This is a genomic window from Streptomyces sp. NPDC111802, assembly GCF_055634335.1.
In genome coordinates this window covers 48,662-70,357 of record NZ_JBVKCZ010000041.1, presented here as the reverse complement: position 1 = coordinate 70,357, position 21,696 = coordinate 48,662, and the positions used below count along the sequence as shown (strand labels likewise).

The 21,696-nt window shown below is 71.6% G+C and carries 15 protein-coding genes and 2 pseudogenes; 10 read left to right on the top strand and 7 right to left on the bottom strand.

What is annotated here, in order from left to right; all coding sequences use genetic code 11:
* Nucleotides 1-67: 67 nt before the first annotated feature.
* Complete coding sequence (locus ACZ7NC_RS34955) at nucleotides 68-418, top strand: DUF488 domain-containing protein (protein ID WP_471494333.1); 351 nt, start codon at nucleotides 68-70, stop codon at nucleotides 416-418.
* Nucleotides 419-440: 22 nt separating this feature from the next.
* Here the strand turns inward: ACZ7NC_RS34955 and ACZ7NC_RS34950 are convergent, their stop codons facing one another.
* Together ACZ7NC_RS34950 and ACZ7NC_RS34945 are read right to left on the bottom strand one after the other, a co-directional pair.
* The gene (locus tag ACZ7NC_RS34950; RefSeq protein WP_471494331.1) at nucleotides 441-2,114 is read right to left on the bottom strand and encodes an FAD-binding dehydrogenase; all 1,674 of its coding nucleotides are present in this window, start codon (nucleotides 2,112-2,114) and stop codon (nucleotides 441-443) included.
* 24 nt (nucleotides 2,115-2,138) lie between these two features.
* Entirely contained in the window at nucleotides 2,139-2,765 is a 627-nt protein-coding gene (locus ACZ7NC_RS34945) for a TetR/AcrR family transcriptional regulator (RefSeq protein ID WP_471494329.1), read from the bottom strand.
* A gap of 144 nt (nucleotides 2,766-2,909) precedes the next feature.
* Between ACZ7NC_RS34945 and ACZ7NC_RS34940 the strand changes: the two genes are divergently transcribed.
* The 4 genes from ACZ7NC_RS34940 (at nucleotide 2,910) to ACZ7NC_RS34925 (ending at nucleotide 6,902) form a co-directional block, all read left to right on the top strand.
* Entirely contained in the window at nucleotides 2,910-3,539 is a 630-nt protein-coding gene (locus ACZ7NC_RS34940) for an alpha-ketoglutarate-dependent dioxygenase AlkB family protein (protein ID WP_471494327.1), read from the top strand.
* Nucleotides 3,540-3,648: 109 nt separating this feature from the next.
* On the top strand, nucleotides 3,649-4,830 hold the full coding sequence (locus ACZ7NC_RS34935) for an acyltransferase family protein (RefSeq protein ID WP_471494325.1): 1,182 nt from the start codon (nucleotides 3,649-3,651) through the stop codon (nucleotides 4,828-4,830).
* A gap of 49 nt (nucleotides 4,831-4,879) precedes the next feature.
* Nucleotides 4,880-5,626, top strand: a complete 747-nt coding sequence (locus ACZ7NC_RS34930; protein WP_471494322.1) for an MBL fold metallo-hydrolase — start codon at nucleotides 4,880-4,882, stop codon at nucleotides 5,624-5,626.
* A gap of 40 nt (nucleotides 5,627-5,666) precedes the next feature.
* On the top strand, nucleotides 5,667-6,902 hold the full coding sequence (locus tag ACZ7NC_RS34925; RefSeq protein WP_471494320.1) for a DUF4032 domain-containing protein: 1,236 nt from the start codon (nucleotides 5,667-5,669) through the stop codon (nucleotides 6,900-6,902).
* 23 nt (nucleotides 6,903-6,925) lie between these two features.
* On the opposite strand, the gene ACZ7NC_RS34920 is transcribed toward ACZ7NC_RS34925, so the two are convergent.
* Nucleotides 6,926-7,798: a universal stress protein gene (locus ACZ7NC_RS34920; protein ID WP_471494318.1), complete on the bottom strand. Its 873-nt coding sequence runs from the start codon at nucleotides 7,796-7,798 to the stop codon at nucleotides 6,926-6,928.
* A 62-nt stretch (nucleotides 7,799-7,860) separates the two neighbouring features.
* Between ACZ7NC_RS34920 and ACZ7NC_RS34915 the strand changes: the two genes are divergently transcribed.
* The 5 genes from ACZ7NC_RS34915 to ACZ7NC_RS34895 all read left to right on the top strand — a co-directional run bounded on the left by ACZ7NC_RS34915 (nucleotide 7,861) and on the right by ACZ7NC_RS34895 (nucleotide 14,858).
* Nucleotides 7,861-8,214, top strand: coding sequence for a VOC family protein (locus ACZ7NC_RS34915; protein ID WP_471494316.1), 354 nt, complete (start codon nucleotides 7,861-7,863; stop codon nucleotides 8,212-8,214).
* A gap of 148 nt (nucleotides 8,215-8,362) precedes the next feature.
* Nucleotides 8,363-10,039, top strand: a complete 1,677-nt coding sequence (locus ACZ7NC_RS34910) for an NAD(P)/FAD-dependent oxidoreductase (protein ID WP_471494314.1) — start codon at nucleotides 8,363-8,365, stop codon at nucleotides 10,037-10,039.
* Nucleotides 10,036-11,475 carry an ATP-binding protein gene (locus ACZ7NC_RS34905; RefSeq protein ID WP_471494312.1) on the top strand — a complete coding sequence of 480 codons (1,440 nt, stop codon included), beginning with the start codon at nucleotides 10,036-10,038 and terminating at the stop codon, nucleotides 11,473-11,475. Before ACZ7NC_RS34910 ends, ACZ7NC_RS34905 begins: the two co-directional genes overlap by 4 nt.
* On the top strand, nucleotides 11,472-11,825 hold the full coding sequence (locus tag ACZ7NC_RS34900) for a UBP-type zinc finger domain-containing protein (RefSeq protein ID WP_471494310.1): 354 nt from the start codon (nucleotides 11,472-11,474) through the stop codon (nucleotides 11,823-11,825). The genes ACZ7NC_RS34905 and ACZ7NC_RS34900 overlap by 4 nt, the downstream gene beginning before the upstream one ends.
* Nucleotides 11,826-11,915: 90 nt before the next feature.
* Entirely contained in the window at nucleotides 11,916-14,858 is a 2,943-nt protein-coding gene (locus ACZ7NC_RS34895; protein WP_471494308.1) for an ATP-binding protein, read from the top strand.
* A gap of 6 nt (nucleotides 14,859-14,864) precedes the next feature.
* Here ACZ7NC_RS34895 and ACZ7NC_RS34890 read toward each other — a convergent pair.
* The 4 genes and pseudogenes from ACZ7NC_RS34890 to ACZ7NC_RS34875 form a co-directional block, all read right to left on the bottom strand.
* Nucleotides 14,865-16,045, bottom strand: a pseudogene (locus ACZ7NC_RS34890) (SGNH/GDSL hydrolase family protein).
* 14 nt (nucleotides 16,046-16,059) lie between these two features.
* Nucleotides 16,060-18,434: pseudogene (locus ACZ7NC_RS34885) on the bottom strand (glycosyl hydrolase family 95 catalytic domain-containing protein).
* Between the two features lie 64 nt (nucleotides 18,435-18,498).
* Complete coding sequence (locus ACZ7NC_RS34880) at nucleotides 18,499-20,298, bottom strand: alpha-galactosidase D (RefSeq protein WP_471494306.1); 1,800 nt, start codon at nucleotides 20,296-20,298, stop codon at nucleotides 18,499-18,501.
* Between the two features lie 23 nt (nucleotides 20,299-20,321).
* On the bottom strand, nucleotides 20,322-21,509 hold the full coding sequence (locus tag ACZ7NC_RS34875) for an ROK family transcriptional regulator (protein WP_471494304.1): 1,188 nt from the start codon (nucleotides 21,507-21,509) through the stop codon (nucleotides 20,322-20,324).
* Nucleotides 21,510-21,696: the final 187 nt, after the last annotated feature.

Below are 21,696 nucleotides of genomic sequence, written 5' to 3'. Positions count from 1 at the left end.
GCGCACACCCGAGAAATCACAACCCCAGATCTCGCACCTGAGAACTCGCACCCGAGAAGGGCCGGCCATGAGCGTTCGTATCCGTCGTGTCTACGAAGCACCCGAGCCCGAGGACGGAGTGCGTGTCCTGGTCGACCGGCTGTGGCCGCGCGGACTGTCGAAGGACGCGGCCCGGGTGGACGAGTGGCCCAAGGGACTCACCCCGTCGACCGAGCTGCGGCGCTGGTATCACGCGGACGAGCGGTCGTACGAGGAGTTCGCGGGCCGCTACGAGGCGGAGCTGGCCGAGCCCGAGGCGGCCGAACTCGTCGATCATGTGCGGGAGCTGGCGAGCAAGGGCGATGTGACGCTGCTGACGGCGTCGAAGTCCCCCGAGGAGAGTCACGCCGCCGTGCTGGCCCGCCTCCTCCAGGCGTGAGGAGACGGGCCGCACACCACCGTCAGGCCGTCTGCCGCGCCGCGGCCCGGCCCGCCGCCCGGCCCGAGAACAGGCAGCCACCGAGGAAGGTGCCCTCAAGGGCGTTGTAGCCGTGGACGCCGCCGCCGCCGAACCCGGCGACCTCGCCCGCGGCGTACAGACCGTCGATGGGCGTGCCGTCGGCTCCGAGCGCGCGGGAGTCGAGGTCGGTCTGGATTCCGCCGAGGGTCTTGCGGGTCAGGATGTGCAGCTTGACGCCGATCAGGGGGCCGGCCGCCGGGTCGAGGATGCGGTGCGGGGTGGCGACGCGGCCGAGGCGGTCGCCGATGTAGCGGCGGGCGTTGCGGATGCCCTGCACCTGGGCGTCCTTGCTGTAGGGGTTGGCGATCTGCAGGTCGCGCGCCTCGATCTGGCGCCGGATGCCCTCCGCGTCGAGGAGCGGCTTGTCCGTCAACTGGTTCATCTTGCCGACCAGTTGCTCCAGGTTGGAGGCGGTCACGAAGTCCGCGCCGTTGCGCAGGAACGCCGCCACCGGCCCCGGGGCGCCCTTGCCGAGCACCCGCTCCTTGAGGAACCCGGCGCGGTCCTTGGCGGTGATGTCGGGGTTCTGCTCGGAGCCCGAGAGCGCGAACTCCTTCTCGATGATCTTCTGGGTGAGGATGAACCAGGAGTGGTCGTAGTCCGCGATGTCCGCGTCGGTGCGCAGGTGCTTGAGGGTGCCGAGGGTGTCGTACCCCGGCAGACAGGGGTCGGGCAGGCGGCGGCCGAGGGCGTCGAACCACAGGGAGGACGGTCCGGGCAGGATGCGGATGCCGTGGCCGGGCCAGATCGGGTCCCAGTTCTGCAGGCCCTCGGTGTAGTGCCACATGCGGTCGCGGTTGACCAGCCGTACGCCCGCCCGGTCGCTGATGTCGAGCATCCGCCCGTCGACGTAGGCGGGGACGCCGGTGACCATCTCGGTGGGCGGGGTGCCGAGGCGCTCGGGCCAGTAGCGGCGGACGATGTCGTGGTTGGCGCCGATGCCGCCGGTGGTGACGACGACGGCCTGGGCGGTCAGCTCGAACTCGCCCACGCGGTCGCGGTTGGAGGCGACGCCGCGTGGCGAGTGGTCGTCGGCAAGGACCGTGCCGCGCACACCGCGCGCCGCGCCGTCCTCGATGACCAGCTCGTCGACCTGGTGCCGGTGGTAGAAGGTGAGCAGCCCGTCGCGCGAGGCCTGCTTGGCGTACCGGACGAACGGCTCCACGACGCCGGTGCCGGTGCCCCAGGCGATGTGGAACCGGGGCACGGAGTTGCCGTGGCCGTCGGCGCGCAGGTCGCCGCGCTCGGCCCAGCCGACCGTCGGCAGGAACTTGATGCCGTGTGTGTCCAGCCAGGCCCGCTTCTCGCCCGCCGCGAACTCGACGTACGCACGCGCCCAGCGCACCGCCCACGAGTCCTCGTCGTCCGCCCGGTCGAACTGGGCGCTGCCCTGCCAGTCGTTCCAGGCCAGGTCGAGGGAGTCCTTGATGCCCAGGCGCCGCTGCTCCGGGGAGTCGACGAGGAAGAGCCCGCCGAAGGACCAGAACGCCTGCCCGCCGAGGTTGGCGGCGTTCTCCTGGTCCACCAGCGCGACCCTGCGGCCCCGGCTGGTCAGTTCGCTCGCGGCGACCAGGCCCGCGAGTCCCGCTCCGACGACGATGACGTCGGCATCCATGGCGACCGTCCCTTCCTCATGTCCTCATCGGGTGGTGTCGCTGCCGTCGGAGAGCAGCGCGGTGAGCAGTTGCCCCAGCCACTCCCGAGCGTGCTCGACGTCCTTGTCCAGCAGCAGTTGGGTGGTGACTCCGTCGTATGCGGCGACCACCGCGTGGGCGGCGCCGTCGATGTCGCCGAGCACGGCGGGCAGTTCGGTGTGGCCCCGTGCGCGGGCGAGCCGTTCGGCGATGGCCTCGCGCAGCCGGGCGCGATGTTCCAGCAGGGTCTGCGCGACGGCCGGGTGGCGGGCGGCGTGCACCAGGAAGTCCGTCTTCACCAGCAGCCAGTCGCGGTCCAGGAGCAGCACGTCGGTCACCCGCTCCACGGCGGCCGGCACGTCCAGGTCCGGCCCGTCGAGGGCGAGCGCCCCGGACACCTGCTCCGCGATCACGTCGGCGCGCTGCCGGTAGAGGGCGAAGAACAGCTCGTCCAGACTGCCGAAGTTGGAGTAGAAGGCGCCCCTGCTGTAGCCGGCGGCCTCGCAGACCTCCTCGATGGAGACGCGCCCGAACCCCTTGGCGGCGAACACGGCGAACGCGGCGTCGAGGAGGTTGGCCCGCGTACGGACGCGGCGCTTGGTGACGCGCTTGGTCGTTTCCTGAACCGTCATACCGGCACCCCCGTTCGATACGTGAATGTATCCGATACACCAATGTATCCAAAGAGGGGACGGGAAACCCGATCGAAAGAGGTGCGAGAAGCCCGCCGGAAACCGAATAGGAACAGATTTTCGATTCAGGGGTACGCTGGAAGCATGGCCACGCACCTCCAGGGCTCCCTGTTCGACCAGACCGACGAGCTGCGGCTCGGCTCCCTCGCCGGGATCCGCCGCACCCGGCTCGCCGACGGCGCGTGGATCGACGTCCTGCCGGGCTGGCTCAGCGGGGCCGACGCGTTGTTCGAACAGCTCGCCACCGAGGTCCCGTGGCGTGCCGAGCGGCGCACGATGTACGACCACGTGGTCGACGTACCGCGGCTGCTCGCCTTCTACGGCGCCGACGACACGCTGCCGCACCCCGTCCTCGCCGAGGCCCGGGACACACTGTCCGAGCACTACGCCGAGGAACTGGGCGAGCCCTTCACGACGGCCGGGCTCTGCTACTACCGCGACGGCCGGGACAGCGTCGCCTGGCACGGGGACCGGATCGGACGGGGCGCCCGCGAGAACACCATGGTCGCGATCCTCTCCGTGGGCGCGCCCCGGGATCTGCTGCTGCGCTCGATGCGGGGCGGCCGCCAGACGATTCGGCGTCCGCTGGGGCACGGCGACCTCATCGTGATGGGCGGCTCCTGCCAGCGGACCTGGGAGCACTCGATACCGAAGACCACACGCGCCGCGGGACCACGCATCAGCGTGCAGTTCCGCCCGCACGGCGTGCACTGAGGCGGAGAGGCGGCCGCTTCGGGCGCACGCGGGGCCTGCCTCCGGCGGACGGTGCCGGAGGCAGCCCTTCCTCTGGGCGAAGCCCCGACGCGCCCCCACACTGGTCCGGATGAGCGCCCAGACGCAGGTCCCGGCCACCGCTCCCCGCCGCGCCGAACTCGACACGCTGCGCGTCCTGGTCGTCCTCGGTCTGGTCCTCTTCCACTCCGCCCTGGTGTTCTCGCCGGACGACGACTTCTACGTCAAGAACCCGCGGACGACCGAGGCCATCACCGTGCTCGCCGGGTTCGGGGTCGTGTGGGCGATGCCCATGCTGTTCCTCGTCGCCGGGCTCGGCTCCCGGTACTCGATCCGCCGGCGCGGTCCCGCCCGCTTCGCCCGGGAGCGCCTGCTGCGCCTGGGCGTTCCGCTGGTCTTCGGGACGCTCGTCCTGTGCCCGCTCCCCCAGTGGCTGCGGCTGCGGGCCGCCGACCCCGGCTACGACGAGTCGTACGGGAGTTTCTGGCCCCGCTTCCTCACCGTCCATCTGGACGCGGCCGACTTCCCGTTCGTCCTCGACGGGGAGCAGTTCGAGACGGGCCATCTGTGGTTCGTCGTGCTCCTGCTCACTTTCAGCCTGCTCATCGCGCCCGTCGCGGCGCCGACGGCGGCCAGGTCGGAGCGCCTGGGGCCGGCGGTGGAGCGGCGTCCGGCCCTGCTGCTCCTGCCCCTCCTCCCGCTCGCCGGGATCAACGCGTTCCTGGGCATGGAGGAGGGCTTCGCGGGCTGGAACCGCTGGGCCTACCTGGTGTTCTTCCTCTTCGGCTACGCCCTCGCCGATGACGCACGCGTGCGTGCCGCGCTGCGCCGGCTCGCCGTGCCGGTGGGCGCGGCCGGGCTGGTCCTGTTCGCGGGAACCGCGCCCGGGTTCGTCTCACTGGACGACCCGTTCACCGACGGGAGCCCTTTCGCGCTGGTGACGCGGGCGGTCTTCGGGGCGGCGGGCTGGTGCTGGGTCGTGGCGATCCTCGGGCTGCTGGACCGCCCGCGTGAGGCCCGGGCGCCGTCGCGCGCGATGGCCCACCTCGGGATCGCCGCGCTGCCCGTGTACGTGCTGCACCAGCCGGTCGTGGTCGCGCTGGCGTACGGCGTGGTGGGCTGGTCGGCGCCGATCGTGGTCGAGTACGTGGTGATCGTGGCCGGTTCGCTGGTGGTGATCTTCGCGCTGTACGAGGGGCTGGTGCGCAGAACGCGGCTGACGCGGTTCCTGTTCGGGATGCGTCCCGACCCGCCGGTCACACGTTCTCGTTGATCTGCTTTGCTGGGTCCGTCGGGCACAGACCTCACCACGCGGGACGATCATGCGGGCAGATGTGCAGCAAGTCGCGGACGGCACCTATCTGGTGCACGGCAGCAACACGAACTGGGTGATCCTGACCGAGGGGGACGCGGTCACGCTGATCGACACGGGCTACCCCGGGGACCGGCCGAAACTGCTCGCCTCCCTGGCGGAGGTGGGCAGTGCACCGGAGGCGGTCGCGGCCGTACTGATCACGCACGCGCACACCGACCACCTGGGCAACGCCGAGTACCTGCGCGACACGTACGGTACGCCGATATACCTCCACGAGGCCGAAGTGCCGCACGCCCGGCGGGAGTTCCTGCACCAGGTGACCGTCGGGACGGTCCTGCGCAACGGCTGGCGGCCGGGTGTCCTGCCCTGGGCGATCCACGCGATCCGCTCCGGCGGCACCGCGCACGTCCCGGTGACCTCCCCCGAGGCGTTCCCGGCGGCGGGCCCGCTGGACCTGCCCGGCCGTCCCGTCCCGGTCCACACGCCCGGCCACACCGACGGTCACTGCGCCTACCACCTCCCGGACGCCGGTGTGGTGATCGCGGGCGACGCGCTGGTGAGCGGGCACCCCACATCGCGGATCAAGGGCCCGCAGCTGCTGCCGGACATGTTCCACCGCGAGCGCGCCCAGGCCGTGGCGTCACTGGCCGTGCTCGAAGGCCTCAAGGGCGACGTACTCCTGCCCGGACACGGGCCGCTGCACCGGGGCCCGGTGCGGGAAGCTGCTCTTCAGGCCCGGGAACGCGCCCTTTAGGGTGAGCTGACGATCACCGCGAGGCGAGGACGAACGGCCCATGGCACTCCAGATCAGCGCGACCAATCCGGAGCACCCCGGCCTGCTGCTGGAGCTGCCCTGGCAGCTGCCGCTGGAGGAATGGCCGGAGGAGGTCCTGGTCCCGCTCCCGCGCGGTATCTCCCGCCACGTCGTGCGCTACGCCCGGGCCGGCAGCGAGGTGATCGCCGTCAAGGAGCTCGCCGAGCGCCCGGCCCTGCGTGAGTACGAGCTGCTGCGCGATCTGGACCGCCTCGGCATTCCCGCGGTCGACCCGCTCGCCGTGGTCACCGGCCGCACCGACGCCGAGGGCGGCCCGCTGGAGTCGGTCCTGGTCACCCGGCACCTGCGCGGGTCGCAGCCGTACCGTTCGATGTTCGAGACGACGATGCGTCCGGCGACCATGCACCGGCTGATGGACGCGCTGGCCGTGCTGCTGGTCCGCCTCCATCTCGCCGGGTTCGCCTGGGGCGACTGCTCGCTGTCCAACACGCTGTTCCGGCGCGACGCGGGCGCCTATGCCGCGTATCTGGTGGACGCGGAGACCGGTGATCTGCATCCGCAGCTCAGCGAGGGCCAGCGCGACTACGACCTGGACCTCGCGCGGGTCAACATCAGCGGGGAGCTGCTGGACCTGGAGGCCTCCGGGGCGCTGCACCCCTCCGTCGACCCGATCGAGTTCGGCACCGAGATCTGCGCCCGCTACCAGAGCCTGTGGCAGGAGCTGACCCGCACGTCGGTCTACCCGGCGGGCAAGTACCACTACATAGAGCGCCGGATACGCCGCCTGAACGACCTCGGCTTCGACGTGGCCGAGATGCAGATCGAGCACGCCGCGAACGGCGACACGGTCACCTTCGTGCCGAAGGTCGTCGACGCCGGCCACCATCAGCGCCAGCTGCTGCGCCTGACGGGCCTGGACACCGAGGAGAACCAGGCCAGGCGGCTGCTGAACGACCTGGAGAGCTGGATGGCCACCCAGGACGACTACGCCCCGGGCGACCCCCTCGGCGCCCGCCCCGAGGTGCTCGCGCACCGCTGGGTGCGCGACGTCTTCCGGCCCACCGTGCGGGCCGTACCGCTGGAGCTGCGCGGCGCCATGGACTCGGCCGAGATCTACCACGAGCTGCTCGAACACCGCTGGTACCTGTGCGAGCGGGCGCAGCACGACATCGGCCTGGACGCGGTGGTCGAGGACTACATCAAGAACATCCTGCCCACGGCCCGCGAGACGCTGCAGCCGACGACGTCCGACTGATGTCCGGCTGAAGTCCGCCTGACTCAGTCGTGCGGCACCACGGCCACCGGGCAGTCCGCATGGTGCAGCATGCCGTGCGCCACCGAGCCGATCCGGGCACCCACCGCCGTACGGTGGGCCCGGCGCCCGACGACCATCAGCTGGGCCCGCCCCGCGACCGACAGCAGCACCTGCCCGCCGCTGCCCATCTCCACATGCTCGACGACAGGGACCTCTGGGAACCGCTCCCGCCACGGCCGCAGCGCCTCGCCCAGGGCCTTCTTCTCGTACGGCTCCAGTCCCCCGGCCTCGTCGAGCAGCTTCAGGGAGCCCGGGCTGTAGGCGAACAGCGGCGGCAGGGTCCAGGCCCGTACAGCGCGCACGGTCGCGCCGCGTGCCGCTGCCGTCTCGAAGGCGAACCGCAGCACGGCGGCGCTGTCGTCGGGGTCGCCCTGCTGGCCGACGACGATCTCGCGCCCGGCGGCCTCGCCGGACGGCTCGTCCCCGGCCCGTACCCGCACGACCGGCCGCGTGGCCTCGGCGATCACCTGCTGTCCTACGGAGCCCAGCAGGAATCCGACGACCCGGCCGTGGCCGCGCGAGCCCAGCACCAGCATCTCGGCCTCACCCGCGGCGGCGACGAGCGCCTCGGCGGGCGTGCCCTCGACGACTTCGGTGGTCACGTCCAGGCCCGGATGCCGCTCGGTGACGGTACGGGCCGCCTCGGCCAGCCCGTCGCGCACCCACTGGCTCTGGGTGTGCTCGTCCCCCGCTTCGATCGCGTCGTGCGGCTGGAACTGCCAGGCGTGCACCACCCGCAGGGCGAGCCCTCGGCGGACGGCTTCGCGGGCGGCCCAGGACAGCCCGGCGAGGCTCTCCTCCGTTCCGTCCACCCCTGCCGTGATCGGGCGCGTCATTCCGGCTGCCTCCTCGTGTCGCGGTCACGTCCGTGGCACCCAGTCTTCACTACGCTGCGGCCATGGCATTGGAGTGGGAGCAGGTGAACGTGGACGCGGCCGACCCCGTGGCCCTGGGCCGTTGGTGGGCCGAGGCACTCGGCTGGGTCGTGCTGAACGACTCGGCCGACGAGTACGAGATCCGGCCAGAGAGGGACCGTGTCCCCGGACTGATCTTCGGGCCCGTCCCGGAGGGAAAGACCATCAAGAACCGCCTCCACCTCGACTTCCGTCCCGACGACCAGGAGGCCGAGGTGAACCGCCTCCTCGCGCTCGGCGCGCGCCACGCGGACGTCGGCCAGGGCGAACAGCCGTGGGTGGTCCTCGTGGACCCGGAGGGCAACGAGTTCTGCGTGCTCGCCGCGCGGCACCACTGAGAGCTTCGCGGCCGGGCGCCGACCGCCGCCCGCGTACCTGAGCGAAGCGGCCGGATCGAACATACGATGGCCGAGAGTCGGCTCGGCGAACCGCGCCCTGAGGACGCTCGCCGCCGCGTCGAGAAGTGACGCCCGGGGTGGGAGACGTATGACACAGGCCGCCGAGGCAGCGCGGACCGTCATCATGACCGTGGACGACGACCCGGGAGTGTCCCGGGCGGTCGCCCGCGATCTGCGGCGGCGCTACGGCGAGTCGCACCGGATCGTGCGCGCGGAGTCCGGCGAGTCCGCGCTGGATGCGCTGCGCGAGCTGAAGCTGCGCGGCGATCTCGTCGCGGTGATCCTGGCCGACTACCGCATGCCGCAGATGAACGGCATCGAGTTCCTGGAACAGGCCCTGGACGTGTACCCGGGTGCGCGGCGGGTCCTGCTGACCGCGTACGCGGACACGAGCGCGGCGATCGACGCGATCAACGTCGTGGACCTCGACCACTACCTGCTCAAGCCGTGGGACCCGCCGGAGGAGAAGCTCTACCCGGTCCTGGACGACCTGCTGGAGGCGTGGCGGCGCAGCGACTACCGACCGGTGCCCAGCACCAAGGTGGTCGGGCACCGCTGGTCGGCGCGCTCTTCGGAGGTGCGGGAGTTCCTGGCCCGCAACCAGGTGCCCTACCGCTGGTACTCCGCCGAGGAGCCGGAGGGACAGCGGCTGCTGGCCGCCGCCGGGCACGACGGGCAGCGGCTGCCGCTGGTGGTCACCCCCGACGGGACGCCCCTAGTGGCACCGGAGGCACCCGAGCTGGCCGCCAGGGTCGGGCTGGCCACGACACCGACAGCCGACTTCTACGACCTGGTCGTCATCGGCGGCGGACCCGCCGGGCTCGGCGCGGCCGTGTACGGGGCGTCGGAGGGGCTGCGGACGGTGCTGGTGGAGCGGTCGGCGACCGGCGGACAGGCCGGGCAGAGCTCCCGGATCGAGAACTACCTCGGCTTCCCGGACGGTGTCTCGGGCGCCCAGCTCACCGACCGGGCCCGGCGCCAGGCGACGAAGTTCGGCGCCGAGATCCTCACCGCGCGCGAGGTGACGGGACTGGAGGTGTGCGGCGCGGCCCGGATCATACGGTTCTCGGACGGGTCGGCGGTCGGCGCGCACAGTGTGATCCTTGCGACCGGCGTGTCCTACCGCCAGTTGCAGGCACCGGGCTGCGCGGACCTGACCGGCTGCGGGGTGTACTACGGGTCGGCGCTGACGGAGGCGCCCGCCTGCCAGGGCCAGGACGTGTACATCGTCGGCGGCGCCAACTCCGCCGGGCAGGCGGCGATGTATCTCTCGCGGGGCGCCAAGTCGGTGACGCTGCTGGTGCGCGGGGCGTCGCTGTCGACGTCCATGTCGCACTACCTGGTGCAGCAGATCGAGGAGGCGCCGAACATCTCGGTGCGGCCCCGGACGGTCGTGGAGTCCGCGCACGGCTCCGGCCACCTGGAGCAGCTGACGCTGCGTGACGTGGACAGCGGACGGACCGAACTCGTCGACGCCCAGTGGGTGTTCGTCTTCATCGGCGCGGCCCCGCTGACCGACTGGCTGGACGACACGGTGCTGCGGGACGAGCGTGGATTCATCCTGGCGGGGCCCGACCTCGCCGCCGACGGGCGACCGCCGGCCGACTGGGAGCTGGACCGGCCGCCGTACCACCTGGAGACCAATGTGCCCGGTGTGTTCGTGGCGGGCGACGCCCGTGCCGAGTCCGCCAAGCGTGTCGCGTCCGCCGTCGGAGAGGGAGCCATGGCCGTGATGCTCGTCCACCGCTATCTGGAGCAGTCATGAGCGAGCAGTTGATCCCGTGCGAGCCCTCGGAGATCGGGTCGCTGTTCCTGTTCGAGAAGTTGACCCCCGAGCAGCTCGGCCGCCTGTGCGGCGAGGGGCGAGTGGAGAGGTTCGAGCCCGGCCCCGTGTACACCGAGGGCGATCCGGCCACCTGCTTCTACGTGATGATCGAGGGCACCGTCGTGCTGTCCCGCCGGGTCGGCGGGGATGACGTGGAGGTGACCCGGACCTCCCAGCGCGGGGTGTACGCCGGGTCCATGCAGGCGTACCTGGGTGACCGGGTGCCGCAGGTCTACAACAACTCCATGCGCGTCACCGAGCCGACGCGGTTCTTCGTGCTGCCCGCCGACACCTTCGCGGACATCATGCAGGAGTGGTTCCCGATGGCGGTGCATCTGCTGGAGGGCCTCTTCTTCGGTGTCAAGAGCACTCAGCAGGCGGTCGGGCAACGCGAACGGCTGCTGGCGCTGGGCTCGTTGTCCGCCGGGCTCACGCACGAGCTCAACAACCCCGCCGCGGCGGCCGTACGGGCGACCGCGACGCTGCGCGAGCGGGTCGGCAAGATGCGGCACAAGCTGGCGATCATCGCGCAGGGGTCGTACTCACCCGAGGTGATGGCGAACCTCATCGACCTCCAGGAACGCACCGCCGAGCGGGTCGCCAAGGCACCCACGCTCAGTCCGCTGGAGGCCGCCGACCGGGAGGACGTGGTCACCGACTGGCTCGACGACCACGACATCCAGGACGGCTGGCGGATCGCGCCCACCTTCGTCCAGGCCGGTATCGACGAGGACTGGCTGGACCAGGTCGCGGCGGCGGTGGACGCGGAGATCCTGCCGAGCGCGATCGGCTGGCTCAACTACACCGTCGAGACCGAGCTGTTGATGGACGAGATCAACGACTCCACCACCCGCATCTCGCATCTCGTCGACGCGGCCAAGCAGTACTCCCAGCTCGACCGCGCGCCGTTCCAGAACGCCGACGTCCACGAACTCCTCGACAGCACCCTGCTGATGCTGGCGGGCAAGATCGGCCAGCGGATCGACGTCGTCAAGGACTACGACCGTACGCTGCCGAAGATCCCGGCCTACCCGGCGGAGCTCAACCAGGTGTGGACGAACCTGATCGACAACGCGGTCTCGGCGATCAACAGCGCGGGCGGCGAAGGGACGTTGACCGTGCGGACGGCGCGGGATCACGACCGGCTGCTGGTGGAGTTCCGTGACACGGGGGTCGGGATCCCGGCGGAGAACCGGGGGCGGATCTTCGATCCCTTCTTCACGACCAAGCCCGTGGGCGAGGGCACCGGGCTGGGCCTCGACATCTCCTGGCGGATCGTGACCAACAAACACCACGGCACCATCCAGGTGGAGTCCGAGCCGGGCGACACACGTTTCCAGGTGCTGCTCCCGCTCACCTCCGAGGAGGCCTCATGACCGACGTCAACGGTATCGATCCGAGCGTGCCGCCGAGCGGCAGCGGGTGTACGGAGTGCGACGAGGCCGGTGGGTGGTGGTTCCACCTGCGTCGGTGTGCGCAGTGCGGGCACGTCGGCTGTTGCGACAGCTCACCCGCGAAGCACGCGACCGCGCATTTCCGGGACACCGGGCACCCTCTGGTGCAGAGCTACGAGCCCGGTGAGGCCTGGTACTGGAACTACGACACGAACGAACTGTTCGATTCCGGGCCCGAGCTGGCGCCTCCGGCGAGTCATCCGGCGGACCAACCGACGCCGGGGCCGGCGGGTCGGGTTCCGGCGGACTGGGCGAAGACCTTGCGTGCCTAGGACCTCGTGACGTGCGGTTCGACGGCGACTGCGGGTCGTTCCTCGCTGGTCGGCGGACTCACTGTCCGTGCTGAGTGGCAGGATGTTTTCGTGTCGCAAGCCTCCTTCAGTACGCCGCTCATCGGGCGGGACAGCGAGTTCGCCCGGCTCTCCGCGGTGCTGGAGCGTGCCCGGGGCGGTGACGCCCGGGCCGTCCTCATAGCCGGGGATGCCGGGGTCGGCAAGACCCGGGTGCTGGGCGAGGTCGCGGGGCGGGCCGGCGCGGACGGGATGATCGTGCTGACCGGGCACTGTGTCGATCTCGGGGATGTCGGACTGCCGTATCTGCCGTTCACCGAGGTCCTGGGTGTGCTCGCCGGGGACGAGCGGTTCGCGGCTGTCCTGGACGCGCATCCCGTCGTGGGCCGGCTGCTGGGCGGCGGGACGGACGCCGTGAGCGACCGGCTGCGGTTGTTCGAGGGCATCGCCGGGCTGCTGGCCGATCTGGCGGACATCGCGCCGGTGCTGCTCGTCCTGGAGGATCTGCACTGGGCCGACCAGTCGTCGCGGGACCTGCTGCGGTTCCTGCTGAGCCGGGGGATCCTGCAGCGGACGGCGAGTGGGGCGCCCGCGCATCGGCTCGCCGTGTTCGCGTCGTACCGCGCGGACGATCTGCACCGGCGTCATCCGCTGCGGCCGCTGCTCGCCGAGCTGGTGCGACTGCCCGCCGTCGAGCGGCTGGAGCTGCGGCCCATGGCCGATGCCGAGGTGGCGGAGCTGGTGCGTGCCGTACAGGAACGGCCGCTGGCGGACCTCACGGTCCGGCGGATCGTCGAGCGGGCCGAGGGCAACGCGTTCTACGCCGAGGAACTGGTCGCGGCCACCGACACGGAGGCCGGCGGGGTGCCCAGCGGGCTGGCCGACGTCCTCCTCATCCGGTTCGAGCAGCTGTCCGACACCGCCCAGCAGGCACTGCGCACGGCCGCGGTCGCGGGGCGTCGCGTCGAGCACGACCTGCTGCGGGATGCCGTGGGCATCCCGCAGGAGGAGCTGGAGTCGGCTCTGCGCGAGGCCGTCGGGCGGCAGCTGCTCGTGCCGGGCGACGGCGACACCTACGCCTTCCGGCACGCCCTCGCGCGTGAGGCCGTGTACGCCGATCTGCTGCCCGGTGAACGGGCCCGGCTGCACGGCACGTTCGCCCGCCTGCTCGCCGGGCGGGGCCGTCCCGACGAGACGGCTGCCGAGCGGGCACACCACTACCGCGAGAGCCATGACCTGGCCGAGGCCCTGGCCGCCTCGCTGGAGGCCGCCGCCCACGCGCACCGGGTCGGGGCGCCGGCCGAGGAGCTACGGCATCTGGAGGCGGCCCTGGACCTGTGGTCGGCGGTGGAGCCGACGGCGCGGCCCTCGGGCGAGGGCAACGACCGTGTGACGCTCACGCTGCGCGCGTCGGCGGCGGCAGCCCACGCCGGCGAGTCGCACCGGGCGGTCTCCCTCACCCGCTCCGCGCTCGCGGGCGTGGGCCAGGACACGGACAACGAACTCGCCGCCCGGGTCCGCTACACGCTCGCCGGCAATCTGCTCGACGTGGACAGTCTGACGGCGGCCTTCGCCTACAGCAGCGAGGCGCTGTCCCTGATCCCGGCTGAGCCTGCGTCACGGACGTGGGTGTGGGCGGCGGCCACGCATGTCCTCGCCGCACGCGAGGTCGGGGAGAACGAGACGGCGCTGCGGGTCGCCCGCGAGGCCCTGCGCACCGCCGAGCGACTCCAGGTGACGGACGCCCGAGCCGACCTGCTCATCTCGCTGGCCGGGCTGGAGGGCGGCGGCCGGCGCACCCCGGAGGGACGTGAACGGCTGCGTGAGGCCCGGGAGTTGGCGCGGCGCTCGGGAAACGCGCCGGTCGAGATGCGCGCCCTGTTCAACCTCGCCGTCGGCTGTTTCGAGTCCGGCGACCTGGAGGGGTGTCTGCCCTGGCTGACGGAGGGGCTGGACCGCGCCCGGCGTGCGGGGCTGCTGTCCTCGCCGTATCCGCTGGAGATGCGGTATCTGCGGCTGCTCGTGCTGTACACGCTGGGGCGCTGGGACGAGTGCCTGAGGGCCGCGGCGGCCGACGTCGAGGTGCTGCCCGCGGCGGGCGGTTACACGGCCGGTCCGGCGCTGTATGTCGCGCTCGCGCGCGGTGACTTCGAGGCCGCCGAGCGGGCCGGTGCGCTGCTGCGGGGGCCGTTCGACTGGATGGGCACGCTCGTCGCGGGCATCGCGCTCACCGACGCCGCGGCGCTGCGCGGTGACGCGGAGACGGCCGTGGAACGGATGCGGTCCACCGTCGCGGCCCTCACCGACGACGCGGGGACGCTACCCGACGCCACGGTACGGCTCGCCGCCCTCGCGCTGTCCGCGGTCGCCGACCGGGCCGCCGAGCTGCGCCTGACCGGCGACCAGGCCGGGGCGGGCCTTTGGGCGGACACGGCGGCCGAACTGGTCGAGCTGGCACGGACGACGGCCGTACGAGGCGGGGACGGCCCACCGCAGGGCCCGGAAGGCATGGCGTGGCTGGCACGCGCGGAGGCGGAGTGGGCGCGGGCGGTCACCGGGCCGGACGTCGGCGCGTGGGCGAAGACGGTGGCCGCGTTCGACTACGGCGACGACTACGAGCTGGCCCGGTGCCGGCTGCGCCACGCCGAGGCCCTGTTGACGGCGGACGACCGCGAGGCGGCGGCCTCCGCGGCGCGGGCCGCCCGGGAGACGGCGGCCCGGCTCGGTGCGACGCCGCTGCTGGAGCGAGTGGACACCCTGGTCCGCCGCGGTCGCCTCGCGGAGACCACGGCCGACCGCTCCTCCCCGCTCACGGCCCGCGAGCAGGACGTACTGCGTCTGCTCGCCCTCGGCCGCAGCAACCGGCAGATCGGCGAGGAGCTGTACATCACCGGCAAGACGGCGAGCGTCCATGTCTCCAACATCCTCGCCAAACTGGGCGCGGCGAGCCGTACGGAGGCGGTGGCCATCGCCTATCGGGAGGGACTGATCACCCGCGAGGAGACCGTGGGCTGACGCCTGTCACCCGCCGGCGTCGCAGTCGAGGGCGGTCAGGTCGACGGCGTCGGCCATCGCCTGCATGCCCTTGTCGTTGGGATGTATGTGGTCGCCGCCGTCGAGGGCGGGAAGCATCCTCGCCTGGTCGTAGGGGCTGCGCAGGACGCGGTCGAAGTCGGTGACGGCGTCGAACTCGCCGCCGCTGCGGATGAAGCTGTTGACCTCCTGGCGCACGGCCTCGGCGGCCGGGTCCCATTCGTGCCAGCCCTTGAACGGGCCCACGGTCGCGCCGACGACGCACTTGCCGGCCGCGTGCGCCCGGTCGACGATCTCGCGGTAGCCCTCGATCAGGTCCTCGGCCGTGACACCCGTATGGGCCTTGATGTCGTTCACGCCCTGGAAGAGGAACACGGTCCGCACGCCCGGCTGGGACAGCACATCCCGGTCCAGCCGGTTCGGGGCGCTCTGGCCGGGGCCGTCCGCGAGAACCTTGTTGCCCGAGATCCCCTCGTTGGCCACGCCCTTCACCGCCGTGTCCGTCTTCTGCAGTCGGCGGGCCAGGTAGTCGGGCCAGCGGCGGTTGAGGTCGGTGGTGGACTGCCAGCCGTCGGTGATGGAGTCGCCGAGGGCGACGACCGCTCCGGTGCGCGCGGGGGCGTGCACGGAGACGGCGTCGAGGTAGAACCAGGAGCCGGTCGGGATCGTCCAGGCGTCCCCGCTGTCCTCGGCGGTGTGGTCGCCCTGGGTGGCGTACGACGTCACGACGTCTGCATGGCCATCCAGTGGCCGCTCACCGGGCCGCCCGCGTCGGGGCTGTGCAGGCTGACGACGAGGTTGGTCGCCGGGGGCAGCCGGCCGGGCAGCGGGTCGCTCCACACCGTCTCGCCCGCCGGCACGGTGACCGAGCGTTCACCGCCGAAGGCCAGCCGCCGGTTGCTGCCCGGCCGCAGCTCGGCGCCCTGCTTCTGGACGCCCGCGTAGACGCTGTCGAAGGTGATCGGCCGGTCGCCGAAGGCGTTGGAGAGCCGGACCCGGACGCCGGTGCCGCCGACGCTGGTGTGCACGACGAGCCGGTAGCTGCGGCCGGCGGCTCCCTCGCTCATCCGATCGGCACTGGCCGCCCAGGTGACGACGCCGCTGGGGTCGGCGGTCGCCTCGGCGGGCGCGGACTGGCAGGCGGCGACCGTCAGCAGGACGGCGGCCAGCGGAAGCGCGGCCCTCACCGGGTGAAGTCCTTCAGGGTGACGGAGGCGCCGGGCGCGAGGGTGACCGTGCGGGACACGTCACCGTACGCGACCGTAGTGGTGCGGCCGCCGACGCTGTGGATCCTGGCCTCGGTCGGTTTTCCGTCGCGCCAGCGCAGGTCGACCTCGAAGCCGCCTCGCGCGCGGACGCCCTTGACGAAGCCGGAGCCGGCCCAGGCATCGGGGAGGGCGGGGAGGAGTTCGAGGTGTCCCGGCCGGGAGTACAGCAGCATCTCCACCATCGCGGCCGGTGTTCCGAAGTTGGCGTCGATCTGGAAGATGCCCCGGCCGCGCTCCACCTCGTAGATGTCGAAGAGGTTGAACGCCGTGCCGTTGCTGCCGTCGGTCGAGGGGCGGAGGTTGTTGACGACGAGCTGGTAGGCCTTGTCGGCGTCCTTCAGGCGGGCCCAGCACAGGCTGCGCCAGGCATTGGCCCAGCCGAAGCTCTCCATACCGCGCGCGGTGAGCAGGGCGGTGGCGCCGGCGACGAGGCCGGCCGGGGTGGAGCCGTCGGGGCGGATACGGTCGCCGGGGAACAGGTTGATCAGCGGCGACAGGTGGCGGTGCGTGGTCTCACCTAGGTTGTCGGGCGACATCCACTCCTCCAGCCAGCCGGTGGTGGGGCTGACTAGCGGCAGGTACAGCTTTCTGCGCAGTGAGGCGATCGTATCCGCGTAGTCGGTGTCCCGCCGGAGCTCGGCGGCCGCGGTGCAGTAGTTCCCGAACAGTGTCCACACGACTTCCTGAGCATAGGTGATGCCCTTGGCGTCCTGCGGGCCGTGCTCCGGGGACCAGTCGCTGTCGTCCACGAGCACCTCCTTCGAGGTGCCGGGGAGGGTGATGGTGAGCAGCCGCGCCTCCCAGAACTCGCAAGCGCCCTTGAGGAGCGGGTAGATCTTCCTCAGGTACTCGCGTGACCCGGTGTACTCGTAGTGCTCCCACAGGGTGGTGCACAGCCAGGCGTTGCCCGCCGGATGCCACCACCAGCCGCTTCCACCGTAGGGGTTGGTGGAGAAGGCGACGGCCCAGCCGGCCCTCTTGCCGCTGGAGTTGCGGTAGCGGTTGCGCGGGTCGCTGAACAGGCGGCGGGTGAGGTCGGTCCAGGACGGGAGCTGGGCGAGGCAGTAGTCCGTGAAGGCGTCGAAGCAGGGGGACAGGCCCGTGCGGTCGGCCATCCAGTAGTTCATCTGGATGTTGATGTCGGTGTGGTAGTCGCCCATCCAGTCCGGGTCGTTGCCACCCAGCCACAGGCCCTGGAGGCCCAGGGGCAGGCTGTCGCGTGAGCGCAGATCATCAGGTAGCGGCCGAACTGCAGGTAGGCCGCCTCCAGCTCGGGGTCGGGTTCGGGATCCCGGGTACGGGCGTGCAGGCGCTCCCAGGTGTCCAGTTCGCGCTGTGCGTCGGTGGATGTGCCGAGGGAGAGGTCGAGCCGTCCGTACAGGGCGCGGTAGTCGGCGACGTGGCTGCGTCGCAGGGCGTCGGCCGGTTCCGCGGCGGCGGCGCGGACCTTCGTACGGGCCAGTCGCTCGGGGTCGAGGGAGGGGTTGCGGAAGCCGGCCTCGGCGTCGGGCGCGTAGTCGGTGCCGGCACTGACCACCACGGTGAGGCTCCGGCAGCCGGAGAAGTCGATGCGGGTGCCGTTGACGGTGACCTTGCCGCCGCTGCACCTGGCGCTGACGGCGGCGCCGTAGCGCAGGCCGTTGGGGAGGGTCGCGCCGAAGGACTCGGCGGCGGTGGGGTTCTCACCGTGGGTGCCGGTGAGGGTGATGGTGCCGGTGTAGTGGCCGCCGCCGCTCTGGGTGAAGTGCAGGACGATGACGTCGTCGGGGTGGCTGGCGTACATCTCGCGCCGGTAGGTGACGCCGGAGCGGACGTAGGAACTGGTGACCAGGCCCTGGGCGAGGTCGAGGGTGCGGCGGTAGCCGCTGACGGCGCCGAGGTCGTGGTCGGGGAGGTCGACGGTGAGCTTGGCGAGCAGTGTGAACGAGCCGAAGTCGGAGCGCCCGTAGGGGAACTGGCCGTCCTGGTCGAGGGTGTCGTTGAGGCCGCCGGTCCACATGGTGGCGTCGGTGATCAGCAGCAGTTCGCGGCCGGGGTCGTTGCTCGCGAGGGCTCCGATGCGGCCGTTGCCGAGGGGCAGGCCCTGTTCGATCAGCGAGCCCTCGTCGCCGGGGGCCTGCCACCACAGCCGGTGGCGGGCGGAGTCGGCGGGCAGCGGGACTTCGGCGGGGCGGGCGGGCGCGGCGGAGGCGGTGAAGGCGGGCAGGGTGCCGAGGGCGGCGGTGAGGCCGGCAGTGGTGGCGAGGGAGAGGACGGATCTTCTGCTCGGCTCGTTCGTGCTGGTGTCCATGTGCGGCTCCGGGGGCGGCTGGGCGGGGCCCGGCGGGCGGCCGAGCCCCGAAGACGGTGGGAGGTCAGAGAGACTTCTGTACGTCGATCCGGTCGATGTCCGGCGCGTAGCCGGTGCCGCTGTCGAACGTGATGGTGTTGGCCCCGGCCCTGAGCCTCACCGGCACGTAGACGCTGTTGACGGTCCCCCAGTCACCGGTGGACGCGAACCTGTGCGCGGTGGCGCCGCCTCCGTTGGCCGAGACGAGGGCCGAGCGGGAGTCACCGCTGACGTAGGCGACCTTGACCTGGTAGGTGCCTGCCTTGGCCACCACGACGTCGTCGACGGTGACCTTGCCGCCTATGTAGAGGTTGCCGACCTTGTGGCCGTCGGAGCAGACGGAGCAGTCCACCGCGGAGGCGTTGCCGCTCAGCGTGCCCGCTTCGGCCTCGTACCCGGTCCACGCGAGGTCGGTGCCGCGCGGGGTGACGGTGAAGAGCCGGGAGCCGTGCGCGGGGAGAGCCTGGGTGATCCTGTCGGTGTAGGTGCCGAGGCTCTCCTTGTTCCACACGTCGCCCACCGAGGCCTTGCCCTTGAAGCCGAGGGGCGACCAGTTCGCGGTCACCGAGGCGGGGGCGTCGGAGAGGTTGAACAGCGCCACCGTGTAGGTGCCGTCGGGGTTCTTCGCGGCCCAGACCTGCTGCGGGTCGGATGCGGTGACGGGCTCGGCGGGCGGGGCGCTGCTCTGGTTGATGGCGATGACCTCACGGTTGGTCAGCAGCGAGAGGCCGTAGGAGTCGAGCTTGGTGAGGTCGTCGCCGGTGAACAGCGGGGACTTGGCGATGGCCCACAGGGTGGCGTAGCTCTGCCGCTCGGCCCTGGTGAGGCCGTCCATCTCGCCGTTGCCGACGTTGAGGGAGTCGAGGTCGTTCCAGCCGCCGGGGCCGGCGTGGTCGGTCCAGGCCGGGGTGTCGTCCCAGCGGTCGTCGACCGAGTTCTCCCAGCTGACCAGGGTGTTGCAGTAGCACTCGACGTCGGTGTCGATGCGCCAGCCGTTGGAGTACTTCTTCCAGTCCTCGACGTGCCCGTAGTCGAGGGACCAGGACAGCTCCAGGTGGATCGGGCGGCCGGCGGTCTTGATGGCCTTCTGCCAGGCGGCGACATCGGCGACGTTGTTGTAGTGGTCGCCGCTCTTGAACGAGCCGGGGCCCACGCCGTCGAGCTTCAGGAAGTCGTAGCCCCAGTCGGCGAACATCTGCGCCTGGGAGTCGATGTACTTCTGTGCGCAGGGCTCCGAGAAGTCGATCTTGTAGGCGCTGTCCCAGCCGTTGGTGGTGCGCAGGTCGTCGTGGACGATGTCGCCGGTGGTGCAGCCCTCGGCGTTCCAGATCGGGTTCTCGCCGTCGTTGTACGCCCCCTTCTCCAGGCCGACCGGGAGGTAGATGCCGGCCTTGAGGCCCTTGGAGTGGATGCGGTCGGCGACGGCCTTCATGCCGCTCGGGAAGCGCGCCGGGTCGGCCTTCTGCCGGCCGTACTCGTCGAACTGGGACTTCCAGGACCAGTCCATCCACCAGCCGGCGTCTATGTTGACGTACTCGTAGCCGTACTTCTTCAGCTTGGCGGCCATGGCGTCGGTCTGCTTGGTGACGTTCGCCTCGGACAGATAGCTGTAGTCGCCCTTGGGGTTGAGGCCCGGGTACTTCGACGACTGCATGGTCCAGCTCGTCCAGCCCATGTAGGGCTTGGCGGCCACGGTGGTGGTCGCAGGCGCGGGGGTTCCGGCTCGGGCGGCGGGTACGGCGGCGGTGACACTGGCGGTGAGCGCCAGGACCACCATGGCTCTCAGGGCGCGTGCGGGCATGACGGAGTACGAGGATGACCGCATGGGTCGTGCCTCCCTGGGTTGGTTCAGCGGCTCTGGCGCTGGTCGTCGGCTCTGATGAAGGACTGGATCGCGGTGGCGGCGGCCCCGCGCGCCCACTCCTCGAAGGGCAGCGGGCGGGTCTGTACGTCGCACCGGTCGGCGGAGCCGAACGCGGCCGCGGTGAACGCGTCGCGGATCTGCTCGGCGAACAGGTCGTGGGCGGCGAGGCCCTCGCCGGAGATGATCACCCGCTCGGGCCCGAGCAGGTTGGCCACGGTGGCGATGCCGCGGCCGATCGCCTCGCCCGCGCGGGCGTAGGCCTCGCGTGCCCCGGCGATCCCCTGGTGGGCCAGCGCCACGGCCTCGGCGGTGTCGGCTACTTCGAGGCCCGTGGTCTCGCGGATCCGCCGCAGGATCGCCGCGTCCCCCGCGATGGCCTCCACGCAGCCGCGGTTGCCGCAGTGGCAGGGCGGGCCGGCCGGGTCGACGGTCACATGGCCGATCTCGCCCGCCACGCCGTGGGCTCCGGCGACCACCCGGCCGTGCACCACGAGGCCGCAGCCGATGCCGGCGCCGACGGTCACCACGGCGAAGTCGGACAGCCCGACACCGGCGCCGAACCACTGCTCGGCGACGGTGAGGGCCCGGACGTCGTTGTCGACGGTGACCGGCAGTCCGGTGGTCGCGGCGGCGAGTTCGGCGAGGGGGATGTCCCGCCACTCCAGGAACGGCGAGTAGCGGACGACGCCCGCGCCGCGGTCCACGTCTCCGGAGACGGCGATGCCGAGGCCGAGCACCGGGATCCCCAAGTGGCCGGCTTCCGCGAGCAGTTCGCCCGCCAGCTCGGCGATCGAGGCCAGCACGTCCTTGGGTTCCCGGTCGGGGAGCGGGGTGTGCCGGGCGACGCGGATGCGGCAGCACAGGTCGGTGAGCACGCCGATGATCTCGTCGCCGGTCACCTTGACGCCGATGAACAGCGCCCGTCCCCCGTCGACCCGCACCGGGTTGGCGGGCCGGCCGAGCGTGGGGCGGGCGGACTCGTCCACGTCCTCCACCAGGTAGCCGGCCTCGATGAGGGGCCGTACCGCCTTGGTGACGGCGGCCGGGGACAGTCCCGCCCGCCGGGCCGCCTCCAGGCGGGTGAGGGGCCCATGGCTGAGGACCGTGGTGAAGATCTGCGAGGCGGCCGGCGTGTGCGCCGGGAACGACTCGGCGTGGTGGATCGAGGACATGTGCGGAACCTATGACCCTTAATTTCCGCCGTCAATAAAAGAACCAGGATCAGTTGAACGAACACCGAAGGACTCCCACTCAGTGATCGACCTCTGTCCAACTGTGCGTCGTCTGTGGCGATGTGACGGGATGCGAGAAGGTTGCCCCGCACCAAGGTGATCGTTCTCGTATCGGCAGCACATCGAC